Origin of the sequence: Cytobacillus pseudoceanisediminis (assembly GCF_023516215.1) — a bacterium.
GTDB lineage: Bacteria > Bacillota > Bacilli > Bacillales > Cytobacillaceae > Cytobacillus > Cytobacillus pseudoceanisediminis.
In genome coordinates this window covers 4,775,682-4,788,985 of the sequence record NZ_CP097349.1, presented here as the reverse complement: position 1 = coordinate 4,788,985, position 13,304 = coordinate 4,775,682, and the positions used below count along the sequence as shown (strand labels likewise).

Below are 13,304 nucleotides of genomic sequence, written 5' to 3'. Positions count from 1 at the left end.
TATCTCTGCCCGGGCATACTAATCCTACAAGTGTAAATCCCCTTTTTTTCCGCTTCCTGTTAAGGAAGCATTTTTTTTGATAAAAATTGACCTCTGCCAGTATGCAGAGGTCTCAGTTTGTAGACAAAAAGAGTTCGGAATAGTCTCATTCCGAACTCTTTTTTTGATTTTTTGTAGGACTTCAAGTAGTTACAGAGAATTGCAGACCTCTCCGAGGTTATCATTTAGGCCATTTCTGGACCTTGCCAAGTCCAGTTGGCCATTTTCTTCAAATTCATGGCAGCGAAAGTAAGCATCGCCTGCATCGACATTTTTTTAAGTCCCCTGAGGGTTGTCCAACGCATGCCATGCTTTTCTTTTGCATCTGCGAATACTCGTTCAATTGTTTCTTTGCGTTTTTCATAGATCGGTTTGACGTCTTGATGGTGGCGAAGATGATCTGCTTCTTCCACATGTTCCTCCCACACATGACGTTGAATCAGTTTTTGATGTGCTTGACTCTGTGTGCATTGAGACAAGAAAGGGCATCCAGCACAAATTCGAGGATCTGATTTATATTGACGATAGCCTTCCTTTGTAGTTGTAGTATATTTTAATATCTCACCAGTTGGGCAAATGTAACAGTCAAAATGCTCATCATAAACATACTCATGTTTTCTGAAGAAACCCTCTTTTGTGCGAGGTCGTGTGTAAGGTAAAGCAGGTGTGATGTCGTTTTTCAATAAGTAGCTCGTGATAGCAGGTGTTTTATAGGCTGCGTCTGCCGCAACAGCTTTTGGTTTACTAACTTTCTCAATGACTTGTTCTACCAATGGCTCTAAAATATGACTATCATGCGTGTTACCAGGGGTTACAATTGCGCCTAACACGAAGCCGTTGCGGTCTGCAGCCGCATGGAAAGAATAAGCGAACTGTTTTGTACGCTCATCTTTTACATAGTAGCCACTCTCTGGATCTGTTGTACTTTCCTTGATTTCTTTGTATTCTTCTTTATCAAACTTATCAGGTGGAAACGGCTTTTTTCCATGATCCTCGCGGTCTTGGTTAATCTCCTCTTGAAGGCGTTCTTGATAAGCACGGGTTTCTTTTCGAACAACTTTCTTTTCAAATTTGCGTTTATTTGCACTCGCTTTTACATGAGTAGAATCTACAAAAACGTGTTCAGCACTAATTAAATTCTTTTCAGCTGCGGTTTTTAAGATTCGGTAAAATATTTGTTCAAAGAGATCGGTGTCTTTAAATCGGCGCTCATAATTTTTACCGAAAGTTGAGAAGTGAGGAACTTTATCGTGAAAGCCATATCCTAAAAACCATCGATAAGCCATATTCGTTTTCAATTCTTCAATTGTTTGACGCATGGAGCGAATACCGAAGGTATATTGAATAAATGTGAGTTTAATTAATATTACAGGGTCAATACTTGGGCGGCCTTTTTCTGAATACTTATCTTTTACCAAGTCATAGATGAATGAGAAATTAATCGCCGCTTCAATTTTGCGGACCAAATGGTCCGCCGGTACAAGTTCGTCTAAAGCAACCATTTCAATTTGATCCCGTTGAATTGGATTATGTTTTGAAAGCATTTAAATCACCTCAAGCATTGTATTACTTCTATTTTAAAATAAAAAAGACTGCAGACAAGCACGATTTTCATCGAGTTTGTCGACAGTCTGTGACCTCTGCCAGTATGCAGAGGTCTTTTTATTGAATTAAATTCAGGAACTGGCTGGTGCGCGCTTCTTTTGGACTGGAAAATATCTGTTCAGGCTTGCCGCGTTCTTTTATAATACCGCCGTCCATGAAAATGACTTCATCCGCTGCTTCCCTGGCAAATCTCATCTCATGAGTAACGATCACCATTGTCATTCCTTCAGCGGCCAGGTCCCTCATCACCTTCAGCACTTCTCCAACAAGTTCAGGGTCCAGTGCCGAAGTAGGCTCATCGAAAAGCATAACCTTTGGCTCCATAGCAAGAGCCCTAGCAATCCCAACCCGCTGCTGCTGGCCCCCTGAAAGCTGGTAAGGATAATAGCCGGCTTTATCCGCTAAACCAACTTTTCTTAAAAGCAGCTCCCCCTTTTCCTTTGCAGTTTCCTTTGATTCGCCTTTAACTGTAACCGGCCCTTCCATGACATTTTCCAGTGCAGTCATATGCGGAAATAAGTTATAGTTCTGAAAAACCATTCCTGTAAGGCGCCTGAAGGGAGGAATTTGCCTTTTCGAGACCTGCTGAGAAAAGTCGAGGACTTGATCGCCAATGGCAAGCAGTCCTGAAGTAGGCTGCTCCAGCACATTTATGCACCGCAGCAAGGTTGTTTTTCCGGAGCCGGATGGCCCAATCACTACAACCACTTGCCCTGTTTTCACTTCCAAATTAATTCCTTTCAGTACTTTCAGCTGATCAAATTGCTTATGCAAATCCTTTATATTAATCATCTATAGCACTGCCTCTTTTCATGAAGAAATATATCTGTCAAGACGGCGTTCAAGCCTCCCCTGCAAGATCGAGAGCATGAAGCAAATCACCCAATATATGAAGGCAGCCTGTGTATAGAGAAGTAAAAATTCATAATTGGTTGCAGCTATTTCCTGTGCTCTTCGGAACATCTCTGTAACCAAAATCATGGAAGCCAGAGAGGTATCTTTTACAAGGCTGATGAATGAATTGGATAGCGGCGGTATCGATACCCTGGATGCCTGCGGAAGAATAATTCTCTTAAGCGTCTGCGAATAAGACATGCCAATGGAATACCCCGCTTCCCATTGTCCTTTTGGGATCGAAAGGATGGCTGCCCGGATAATTTCTGAGGAGTACGCCCCTACATTCAGCGAAAATCCTATAATCGCCGAAGGGAAAGGATCAATAATGACACCAATCGTCGGGAGCCCGTAAAAAATGATGAACAGCTGCACAAGAAGCGGCGTTCCCCTTATTGCTGATACATATATTCCCGCTATCGTCTCCAGTGCCTTATTACCCGAAATTCGCGCAAGTGCCGTAAATATTGCCAATGCCAGCCCGAATATAAATGAAATCAATGTTAAAGGGATGGTATAAACAATGGCCCCCTCCAGCAATGGCTGGAATGAATTCTTCCCAATCTCTATCAGTCTTTCGACCCTTTCCGGGTTGGCAAAAATACTACTTAAGTACATCTTCGCCAAACCATTTTTCCGAAATTTTCAAGTAAGTGCCATCCTCCACCATTTCGGTCAAAGCTTTATTAACTTCATTAACCAATGTATCGCTTCCCTTCCTGAACATTAGGCCGCTTTGGGAAGCATCTTCGGATTCATCCGCGATTTTGACTGGAGCATCAGGCTTATGTTTTTTAAAGTCCAAAAAAGACAAATTATCGTTGAGTGTAACATCTGCTCGCTTTGAATTAATCAGCTCAATCGCCTGGTTAAATCCGTCTACTCCTACAATTTCTGCTCCATAAGACTTTGCCAGATCAGCATAATTGCTTGTCATGGACTGTGCGGCTTTCAAACCCTCTATGTCTTCAAAGCTTGAAACTGATTCATTTGATTCATGAGTAATCAAAACAGCAGCAGAAGAAATGTAGGGATCCGAGAAATCATATTTCTCCTGGCGATCAGGTCGAATCCCCACCTGGTTTGCAATCATATCGAATCGTTTTGAATCCAATCCGGCGAACATGGCATCCCATTGTGTTTCCAGAAATTCCGGCTTTAAACCAAGCCTTTTGGCCACTTCCTTTGAGATTTCCACATCAAAACCGGTAAGCTCGCCTTTATCGTCATGGAACGTGAATGGCGGATAAGTGCCTTCCGTTCCAATTAGCAGCTTCCCCTCATCCTGGACCTTTTTCCATAAGTCCTGCTCCTGCTCTTCTGACGCAGGCTGATCCTGATTGTCCGGGTTTGCTTTATTCGTTCCGCACCCTGAAATGATTAAAACAAAACAGATTAGAACAGCAGTAAAAAGAGTCTTTTTCATGTTTGCCTCCTGTTTGAGAAATGATTTTATTTTATCTTTTCCTAAAGTGCTTAGTTTATAGGAGGTCAAAGAAAAAAACCCTCTTTCTAAAAGAAGGCTTAGGATACTAAGTATAAGATGGTTTTTTCAAAGAACATTTAGAAGCTTCTTCCGCCAGTTCAGGTGCATAGTAGCTGAGCTTTTTAATTAAATAGCAGGCTTCAGGGAAATGATGTTCGAGAAACCTCAGGGTTGTCTTATTGAGAATCCTTTTGCCGGCGTATTTCTGGACTATCCCCTTAATGTATTCATTCATTTCAATCACAGCCAGCCCTACATCCCTGGCCATTTCCTGCTGCCGCGGAAATCCTGGCTGCGTAAACCGGAGATATCCTTTCATATGTCGGTTCTGCACCAGGAAACCCTGAAAAATCCGGGTATAAATTTCTGCCTGTTCATTTACAAATACCTCAATGGGATCGATTGAATTTCTCAGAAGAATGATGTGCCCCAGCTGATCCTCAAGCCACAAATCCAGCAAATCAAATAGGGATTGCGGCTGTGGTATAAGCCCTTTTACATAATAGGACAGCAAGCGCAGATATTCCTCATTTTCACTTAATGTGCCGTTAAAATATGTTGGCGAGAGATTAAGATTGATTAAATTATTGATTCTCAGATTCTGAAGCTTTCCTTCAAATTGAAAATAGCCGTTTGCAATTGGCCATATCTCCATGGCCATGGCGATTGCCCCCTGTGTGTTTGCTTCTGAAGATGGAGATAACTGATTAAGCCTATTTCTAAGGTTACGGAAGGCTTGTCTGTATTCATCCGCTCTTTTTACATACTTGCTTTCTGTTGGAGAAAGATTGTCCCTGACAAAAATTGCATGGTCTTCAAGAATCTCCAGCCAAAAGGCATGCTCCTCCCAAGGTGTCAATCCTATCTCATTCATTTAGATCCCCCCATTATAATCCTTTTAGATGTATATGCCATTCATAAAGGAAAGATGAAGGCCGGTCCGGATAAAAAAGGGGCGCTTTAGAAAAAATAAGGAAGCATTTATAAGAAAGGAGAATCGCTATGACAAAAAAGTTCAATAAAGGCAGTAATAATCAAAACTCACCAAGAGGAAATCAATCAGCCATCAGCGGAGATAACAGCAAGGGCAATAAGAGGAATAAAGATCAAAAGGATAAGACTGATTTGGATTAAGAAAAGCGCAAGGCGCCCGCCTACCTAGGAACGCAGACTAAAACCGCCACGTCCTGTGGCAACGTCTGCATGACCCGCATCCTGCGGGCCTCAAGCATAAGACAAGCCGGCTGAAAGGTTGTTCTTTAACCTTTTGGACGGATTGGCTTAGACCCGAGAGCCTATGGCGCCTGGAGCTAGACAGTTATCGAAGTTCAAAGTTATACTTTTAATCTTTTAAGAGAAAACCGGCTTCCTTATCAAAGCCGGTTTCTATTCGTCATCTCCTGAAATTTTAATTGCAGGCGTGTTGTTATAAAGATAGGTTGGAGCCATGTTTTGTGTCTGATCACGATTATTCATAGCTTCTTGCAATTTTAGATTAGCATCCTCTGTTTCTGTCTTGCTGTTCGTTTGGAAGTGAACAGTCTGATCCTCAAGCTTTTCATTAAGCTTGATATTGGTTTCAGCAGTTTTATCATCCATTTGCCTAATCCTCCTTTTGTTATAGTTTGTTATAATCGGTTATAAATTATTTACCACATCCTGTTCCCACAAAACAAAAAGCATAAACCCATGGTCTATGCTTCTAAAAGTTCTCCATAACCGAGTTTTCCGGAACTCTGAACGGATCATTTCTATTAATTCGATCATAAAACATTATTCCGTTCAGATGGTCGATTTCATGCTGCATAATGATGGCCGGAATCCCCTTGAATCGGAGTGTCACTTCTTCGCCTTCAAGATTATGGGCTTTTACCTTAATGCGCTCATAACGGGGCACATACCCTTTTACGTCACGGTCTACTGACAGGCAGCCCTCTCCCTCCGGCAGGAAAATGACACCGACAGAGTGGCTGATGATTTTCGGGTTAATTACGAAATACTCCTGAGGCTCAGCTTTTTCATTGGTAAAATAGGCGGTAAACATGCGTTTGTTAAGGCCGATTTGGTTGGCAGATAGCCCAATGCCCGGACGTAAGCCATATTTCTTTGCAATGGCAGGGTCCTGGCTGTTCTTCAAATATTGCATCATCGCAATCAGCGTTCCGCGATCTTCTTCAGTCAAAGGCACTGTGACTTCTTTTGTTACCTCCCGCAGGATCGGATCCCCTTCCCGCACAATATCTTTCATAGTAATGATTGTATCAGCATTAAATTTACTCATAAATAAACAATTCATCTACCTTTACTTTTAATGTTTTAGAAATTTTAAAAGCGAGCTCCAGTGTGGGATCATATTTATTATTTTCTATGCAATTGATTGTCTGCCTGGCCACACTGCATTCTTGAGCGAGCCTTTTCTGTGTTATTCCCAGCTTTTTTCGTATTTCCTTTATTTTATTTTTCATCCTATCACCTTTTGGGCTGAAACTATTATTATGGTAGCATTTCAGACGGCAGGATGTCCAATACTTTGGACATTAGTTGATGCCCATGAAATTTTTCGCGAAAAACAGAAGATAATCGCGATATTTTGATTTTATCCGCGATTTTACTTGGTTTATCCGCGAAAAAACACAAATATCCGTGAAATTGCAAAAAAACCAGTGCAGATCTTTCTCCACACTGGTTCCTTATTTGACTACGCCTCTGCTTCTACCAGAGTTTCAGCTGGTTTTTTCTTTTTCAGCAGCAGCTTAAGCTCTCTTTTATATTTTCTCTTAGTAAGGATGTAAAGAAAATCTCCCTGCTCAATTTGGGTGTTGCCTGTCGGAGTAATTAACTCATCTTTACGAATGATTGCATTGACGAGTGCGCCTTCAGGAAACGGGATCTCCATCAGATTTTGCCCGATAATGAATGCATCATCTTCTATTTCGAATTCAATCATTTCAGCATCTGCTTTTCCAAGGGAAACCAATTCCAGGGAATGCATGGGAGTAGCCTTCTCAGGCCCAGTAAGACCGAGCTTTTCGGCTAACAATGTAATCGTTGACCCCTGGATAAGAGCGCTTGTCAGGACAACGAAGAAGACAACATTGAAAATTTCGTGACTTCCTTCCACACCGGATAGCAGCGGGAAAGTGGCCAGCACGATTGGCACAGCTCCTTTTAATCCTGCCCAAGATAAGAAGATCAATTCCTTCATTGAGAAGCCCATCTTGATGGTGGTTAAGAACACAGCAGCAGGTCTGGCAACAAATATAAGAAGAGCTGAAAGAGCCAGTCCTTTTAGCAAAATGTCAGATTGGAAAAGCTCATTCGGGAAGACCAGGAGACCCAAAATAACGAACATCGCAATTTGCATCATCCAGGCAAACCCTTCTGTAAAACGGAAAACAGAGTGGCGATAGGCAATGTCTGCGTTTCCTATCATAATACCCGCCACATATACAGCAAGAAGGCCGCTGCCTCCCAGATAAGCTGTTATTCCATATGTCAGCATGGCAAATCCTGTTGCAAACACAGGATAAAGCCCGCTTGAATCCAAGTTAATTTTATTCAATGACCATATTGCCAATTTGCCAAACAGGAGACCGGCTATTGCTCCCACTCCCATTTGGATAAAGAAGGAACCAACAAGCGAGAAAATGCCGGAGCCGGGAGTCATGATTAACTCAATCATGGCAACTGTCAGGAATACTGCCATAGGATCATTGGAGCCAGATTCGGCTTCCAATGTTGCGGAAATCCTGGATTTTATATTTTGCCCTTTCAATACAGCAAAAACGGCAGCTGCATCAGTCGATCCGACAATCGCGCCAAAAAGCACCGCGACAGTCCAATCCACCCCAAGAATAAACTTTGCAGCCACAGCAACAAGACCAGTGGTAATCACAACACCTAAGGTTGCCAATGATAAGGAAGGTGCAATGACCGTCCGAGCTGTTTTCCAGTTCGTCTGCAGTCCACCTTCAAACAAAATAATGATAAAGGCCAAAACCCCAATCATCTGAGCAATTCTCGCATTATCAAAATAAATGAATTGCCCTAATCCCATCCCGACCGCGATAAAGAGAACAAGAGCAGGCACGCCAAGCCGTGCAGAAAATTTAGTTGTCATAACTCCAGTAATAAACAGAATAGCAGCCAATAGGATAAGTGCATCTGTGTGCCAAATAAATTCAGCCAATACGAATCACCTTCTTTATTTAGATTTAATTAAAGGATATAGGTTATAAAAAATGTTTTATTATTGTTGAGGAATTCTTTTTATGAATCAGTAAAGCTGTATGAAGGAGACAATATCATGCAAAATTAAGTCTCAGTTTGTTCAGACTTAAGTGACTTTTTTACAACGGAGAATTTGCCTTGCTTTTGAACAATTTCTTTTAAAGTGAAGAATGACTTGTGTTCTTTACGAAAAAGGCAGAATTTAATGTTAGCCAGTGTAATGCCCGGAGAAGTGATGACAACAGTTCATGACGGATCTTTAGCATGGTGAAGAGCTGCTGTTAGAAAAGAAGTGACAGTGAGCCGCGAGCTTGGTTTCCAGCATAAGATTATCTTTTGCCGCTTCCGCTGTCTTTATCGTTTTTTTAATGTAACATAAATACATCATAACATATATTATGTAACATTGCACTTCATATGCATGCTTTTAATAAAAATCGGACTTGCCATTAGGCAAATCCGCTAAATTTCTTTAGATAGATGAATCATCTCATCTTCCAGTTTATACTCCTTATATCCGCAGCGTTTATAGAGGTTTACCGCACTATTCCAGGCAATATTTGTTTCGAGGACAACTTTTCTGTAACCGGCTGCTTTGGCGCGTTCCTCCAGTTGCCGTACCATCATACTGGCAATGCCCTGACCCCGGAATTCCTTTTTTACAGACATTCGCTGCAGCCTGCATTCCCCATTGCCTTCATTGGTCATCGCACCCGTACACACCAGTTCATTTTCAATCAAACCAGCCAGAAAAAGGATACCCTCACCGTTATATGTTTCTGTAAGGTAATTCAAATCAGAATTTAACGAATGGTCAATAAATCCGAAGCGTTCCTGGAATCCATTCAGTATTAATTCTTTTGCAGCAGTCTCGTGATCTTTTGAGATCTGTACAATCTTTAAATCCGATTTAATCATTTTCAGCTCAGCAGCAGCCAGTTTTTTATCGCATACCTCAGGCATACCGCCATTAATTGTTTTTCCATTGACAGTAGTGGTTTTCATAGATTCTCCTGTTTTTTCCTTTTATAATAAGATATTAGCAGTAAAAAGAAAATTCTTTTTAGAAAGTTAAAATAAGCGGAGCTTCTCTCTAGAACTTTTGCTGCTCTGAATACATTCCAGTTTGCGCATCCCCGCCGGACAAAAAAACGTTATACTTTATTCCGTACGCCTCAAGTCTTAGCTGAATTTAAAGCTGGGGCTCAATGTGCATGAATTGGGATTAACATAAAATATAATTAAGAAATTTATGAAGGAAAGCAGGGGTTCATAGTGAAAAGGATTTTCGCCATTTTTATCATTTTAATCTGTTCTTATTTGCTCTTTACCGGCGTAAACAGCTGGCTCAGTTCTGGAGGAAACAGTACCGAAGCTTCTCTCAGCAAGAGGACAGATCATATCAGCATAGATGTATCAAGTTCAGATACAGTCATTATTCCTGAAAAGAGAAATGATGTTAGAGCAGTGCTTGACGGTAAAGGGAAAGTGACCGTAAATAAGTCAGGAAACGAAGTTCGTGTAGAATACAAAAGAAAATGGCTGGACGGCTTTCAGTTTTTCAATAATAAAAGCAATCTGAGGATTTACATTCCTGAAGATTTCAATAAGTCCATGTCAATTGACATTGGTTCAGGCCGTCTGAATTTTGCCGGTGAATCTAAAAGCAAGCCTTTCGAGCTTGAGAGTCTGGATGTTCATATGAGCTCCGGCAAAGTCAGCCTTGCCAACATTAAGACTGATGAATTTGAGCATGAAGGGTCATCAGGGATGATGGAAGCAGATCATATAACTACCCGTGCAGGAGAAATAGATATGAGTTCCGGCAAAGTAAAGATCCGCAACTACCAGGGCAAGCTTGATGCCGGAGTATCGTCGGGACAGCTGGATATAATGGTCGGCAAACTGATTGACTCAATTAAAGTGGAAGCAAGTTCAGGCTTTGTCCGTCTTGATTTGCCTGATGATGCGGGCTTCACCTTAAAGGGCAAAGCAAGCAGCGGCCATATCAGCAGCAATATTGAATTGGATGATGAGAAACGCGATAAAAATGATATTTCCGGCAAACATCGATCTGGAGAACATGACATCCGTATCTCTGTCTCCAGCGGAAAAGCTGAAATTAATTAACTGCTGCATTGAAGTCCGGGAAACCGGGCTTTTTTAATGCTGAATGAGGATTAAGACTCGACACCATGGGGAAATAGTCTTATACCATCATTTTGACAAGCGAAATCTCACAAAGGAGTGTGAATCTTGAAGAAAGCTATTTTACTGGCATCCATTCTGTTGTCAGGCTGCTCTTCACCATCCTGGATTCCCGGCCAGGAAAGTGAAACTGAATCCGCAGAGCAGGAGGACGGCAAAGTGTTAATTGATGCCCCTCATTATTCGCAAAAGCCTGAGCTTGAAAGAGGATGTGAAGTAACCAGTCTTGCCATGCTCCTGAATCATGCAGGAGAAGAGACCAGTAAAATGGAATTAGCCGAAAAAATAAACCGTGTTCCTTTCGAAATGGATGGCTATAGGGGAAACATTCATAAAGGCTTTGTTGGCAATATGCAGACATTGGATGAACCTGGACTCGGTGCCTACCATGAACCCGTTGCAGAACTGGCTGAAAGCCATTTGCCCGGAAAAATTGAAGACCTGACAGGCAGCGGGTTCGACAAAGTAATCGAGCAGCTTGATGACGGGAGACCAGTCTGGGTGATCATCACCAGCACTTACGACGTATTGCCTGATTCAGAATGGGAAACCTGGGAAACTAAAGATGGCCCGGTCAAAATAACCTACCGAATGCATGCTGTATTAGCCACAGGCTATGATGAAGATCATATCTATGCAAATGATCCGCTTAAGGAGAAAAATACCCAATACCAAAAGGACAAGTTCATTGCCGGATGGGAACAGATGGGAAGACAGGCAATCACTTATGTGGATAAATAAAAACCGCGAATGTATGGGGATAATTTTTTGTCTCGATCAAGATTACCTATGTGGATAACTCTATTATTTCCTTGGATTATCCACTTAATGTGGATGAATCGGACAAAAAACACCTTATATTGTGGATACTTCTGAAAAATTGAAAAAGTCAATGAATTAGTTATGCACATTTTGAAATATGGGAAGCTCTAAAATAAAAATCATCCTCAATCCGCGGATGATTTGTGAATTACAAATTTTTAACTAAGCCGAAAGCTTCGGCCAGCAGTTTGTAAGAATTTAGCTTGTCTTGAAAGCCATGAATATTGGTAATGACCATAAACTCATCTGTTCCGTAGATTTCGCTGAGCAGCTTCAATTCCTCTTTTATTTTTGCTGGGGTACCAACTATCATCCGTTGGCGGTTTTCAGTAATTTTTTCTTTTTCCACATGTGTGAGCTGGATACCTTCAGCTTCTATGCTTGGGATTAATCTCGTATCTCTCCCTTTTTCAACTGCCAGAAGCCACAGATCCTGGCTCAAAGCCAGCTTCTCGGCCTCTTCCTGTGTCTCAGCGCATACAACAAAAATACACACATTTGCTTTCGGCTCAGACAAAGCTGCTGAAGGCTGGAATTGGCTGAAATATGTATCCATTGCTCTCTTTCCATTGGCGGGATTGATAAAGTGGCCATACGTAAAGGCAGCTCCATGTTCTGCTGCCAGTCTTGCTCCGCGATGCGTGATTCCAAGAAGCCATAATAATGCAGGATCTTCAGCCTGCGGAAAAGCTTTTACTTGCTGATAAGGATGGCCTTCTGGAAGCTCTTTGTTCAAAAACCCCTGCAAATCCCTAAGCTGTCTCGGAAACTCATTCAGACTTTTCCTTACTCCATCTGTCAGGGCAAGCCGGGTGGATGCGGATCCTCCGGGAGACCTCCCAATGCCCAGATCGATTCGTCCTGGAAATAGAGTTTGGAGCACATTAAAATTTTCGGCAATTTTATAAGGGCTGTATTGCGGCAGAAGGATTCCGCCTGAACCGACCTTAATTCGGCTGGTGCTTGATGCAATATGGGAGATAAGAATTTCCGGTGAGGAGCCAGCCATTCCATTCGAATTATGATGCTCAGCCACCCAAAAACGGGTGTAGCCAAGCTCTTCTGCCACTTGGGCAAGCTTGACTGTTTTACGAAAAGTTTCAGCTGCAGTATCCCCTTTTGCCACGACAGATTGATCCAAAACACTGAGCTTCATTAGAACTCCCCCTTTTATTGAAGATGATCTTATCACAAGGGATGCAGTTTCCTCAAATGTCCCGGCTGCGCAAGCGATTTATTAGGAAATTTACAGCCTTTCTGGTAGTATATGAATGATTTTTTTAAGGAGGAAAAACGATGCATACATTAAAAGGCAAAACAGCTCTAATCACAGGAGCAGGCAGAGGGATCGGGCGTGCAGCAGCTATCGCGCTTGCGAAAGAAGGCGTCAATATTGGTTTGCTTGGCCGCACGATTGAAAATCTTGAAAAAATGGCGGATGAACTTAGCCAGTACGATGTGAATGTATCTGCTGCTGCAGCCGATGTTGCCGACCTTGAAGCCGTTACTCATGCAGTCGAGCATATTAAGTCAGACCTTGGCTCTGTGGATATCCTGATCAACAATGCCGGAATTGCCAAGTTTGGAGGATTCCTGGAGCTATCTCCTGATGAGTGGGAAAGCATCATCCAGGTCAACTTGATGGGTGTTTATAATGTTACAAGAGCCGTTCTTCCTGAAATGATCGAACAGAAGTCCGGAGACATTATCAACATTGCATCCACAGCCGGCCAAAAAGGCGCACCTGTCACTAGTGCATACAGCGCATCCAAATTTGCCGTTTTAGGCTTAACAGAATCCCTGATGCTTGAGGTTCGAAAGCATAATATTCGAGTTAGCGCATTGACTCCAAGCACGGTTGCCACTGATCTTGCGATTGAAACAAACCTGACAGACGGCAACCCGGAAAAGGTTATGCAGCCGGAAGACCTCGCAGAATTCATGGTAGCACAGCTGAAATTGAACCCTCGGGTGTTTGTGAAGACAGCAGGCATGTGGTCGACAAATCCGTAAGATTTTG

15 protein-coding genes are annotated in these 13,304 nt (G+C 42.2%); 4 read left to right on the top strand and 11 right to left on the bottom strand.

All coding sequences use genetic code 11. The features are described 5' to 3' along the window. Nucleotides 1-224: 224 nt before the first annotated feature. The 5 genes from M5V91_RS25560 to M5V91_RS25540 form a co-directional block, all read right to left on the bottom strand. Nucleotides 225-1,583, bottom strand: a complete 1,359-nt coding sequence (locus M5V91_RS25560; protein WP_009336809.1) for an IS1182 family transposase — start codon at nucleotides 1,581-1,583, stop codon at nucleotides 225-227. 118 nt (nucleotides 1,584-1,701) lie between these two features. Further along, on the bottom strand, nucleotides 1,702-2,436 hold the full coding sequence (locus M5V91_RS25555; RefSeq protein WP_019383276.1) for an amino acid ABC transporter ATP-binding protein: 735 nt from the start codon (nucleotides 2,434-2,436) through the stop codon (nucleotides 1,702-1,704). Nucleotides 2,437-2,454: 18 nt separating this feature from the next. Beyond that, complete coding sequence (locus M5V91_RS25550; protein WP_009331770.1) at nucleotides 2,455-3,156, bottom strand: amino acid ABC transporter permease; 702 nt, start codon at nucleotides 3,154-3,156, stop codon at nucleotides 2,455-2,457. Then, nucleotides 3,143-3,964: an amino acid ABC transporter substrate-binding protein gene (locus M5V91_RS25545; RefSeq protein ID WP_009331771.1), complete on the bottom strand. Its 822-nt coding sequence runs from the start codon at nucleotides 3,962-3,964 to the stop codon at nucleotides 3,143-3,145. The genes M5V91_RS25550 and M5V91_RS25545 overlap by 14 nt, the downstream gene beginning before the upstream one ends. 106 nt (nucleotides 3,965-4,070) lie before the next feature. After that, nucleotides 4,071-4,898 (bottom strand): DUF2935 domain-containing protein, encoded by an 828-nt coding sequence (locus M5V91_RS25540; RefSeq protein ID WP_009331772.1) that lies wholly within the window; start codon nucleotides 4,896-4,898, stop codon nucleotides 4,071-4,073. 128 nt (nucleotides 4,899-5,026) lie between these two features. On the opposite strand from M5V91_RS25540, the gene M5V91_RS25535 reads away from it, so the two are divergent. Beyond that, nucleotides 5,027-5,158, top strand: a complete 132-nt coding sequence (locus tag M5V91_RS25535) for a hypothetical protein (protein ID WP_019383278.1) — start codon at nucleotides 5,027-5,029, stop codon at nucleotides 5,156-5,158. A 252-nt stretch (nucleotides 5,159-5,410) separates the two neighbouring features. Here M5V91_RS25535 and M5V91_RS25530 read toward each other — a convergent pair whose 3' ends face one another. The 5 genes from M5V91_RS25530 to M5V91_RS25510 all read right to left on the bottom strand — a co-directional run bounded on the left by M5V91_RS25530 (nucleotide 5,411) and on the right by M5V91_RS25510 (nucleotide 9,259). Next, the gene (locus M5V91_RS25530; protein WP_071156650.1) at nucleotides 5,411-5,623 is read right to left on the bottom strand and encodes a hypothetical protein; all 213 of its coding nucleotides are present in this window, start codon (nucleotides 5,621-5,623) and stop codon (nucleotides 5,411-5,413) included. A 103-nt stretch (nucleotides 5,624-5,726) separates the two neighbouring features. After that, complete coding sequence (def, locus tag M5V91_RS25525; protein WP_019383279.1) at nucleotides 5,727-6,305, bottom strand: peptide deformylase; 579 nt, start codon at nucleotides 6,303-6,305, stop codon at nucleotides 5,727-5,729. Beyond that, the gene (locus tag M5V91_RS25520; protein ID WP_009331775.1) at nucleotides 6,298-6,489 is read right to left on the bottom strand and encodes a helix-turn-helix transcriptional regulator; all 192 of its coding nucleotides are present in this window, start codon (nucleotides 6,487-6,489) and stop codon (nucleotides 6,298-6,300) included. Before M5V91_RS25520 ends, def begins: the two co-directional genes overlap by 8 nt. 233 nt (nucleotides 6,490-6,722) lie before the next feature. Continuing rightward, complete coding sequence (locus M5V91_RS25515) at nucleotides 6,723-8,213, bottom strand: potassium/proton antiporter (RefSeq protein WP_251175555.1); 1,491 nt, start codon at nucleotides 8,211-8,213, stop codon at nucleotides 6,723-6,725. Between the two features lie 503 nt (nucleotides 8,214-8,716). Beyond that, complete coding sequence (locus M5V91_RS25510; RefSeq protein ID WP_251175554.1) at nucleotides 8,717-9,259, bottom strand: GNAT family N-acetyltransferase; 543 nt, start codon at nucleotides 9,257-9,259, stop codon at nucleotides 8,717-8,719. A 270-nt stretch (nucleotides 9,260-9,529) separates the two neighbouring features. On the opposite strand from M5V91_RS25510, the gene liaG reads away from it, so the two are divergent. Next, nucleotides 9,530-10,384, top strand: a complete 855-nt coding sequence (gene liaG, locus M5V91_RS25505; protein WP_251175553.1) for a LiaG family protein — start codon at nucleotides 9,530-9,532, stop codon at nucleotides 10,382-10,384. Between the two features lie 126 nt (nucleotides 10,385-10,510). Continuing rightward, nucleotides 10,511-11,203, top strand: a complete 693-nt coding sequence (locus tag M5V91_RS25500) for a C39 family peptidase (protein WP_251175552.1) — start codon at nucleotides 10,511-10,513, stop codon at nucleotides 11,201-11,203. Nucleotides 11,204-11,432: 229 nt separating this feature from the next. On the opposite strand, the gene M5V91_RS25495 is transcribed toward M5V91_RS25500, so the two are convergent. Continuing rightward, nucleotides 11,433-12,440 (bottom strand): LLM class flavin-dependent oxidoreductase, encoded by a 1,008-nt coding sequence (locus M5V91_RS25495; RefSeq protein ID WP_071156648.1) that lies wholly within the window; start codon nucleotides 12,438-12,440, stop codon nucleotides 11,433-11,435. Nucleotides 12,441-12,580: 140 nt separating this feature from the next. Here M5V91_RS25495 and M5V91_RS25490 point away from each other — a divergent pair, with 140 nt between their 5' ends. Further along, a complete protein-coding gene (locus tag M5V91_RS25490) occupies nucleotides 12,581-13,297 on the top strand; it encodes a 3-ketoacyl-ACP reductase (RefSeq protein WP_009331790.1) in 717 nt (238 codons plus the stop codon). Nucleotides 13,298-13,304: the final 7 nt, after the last annotated feature.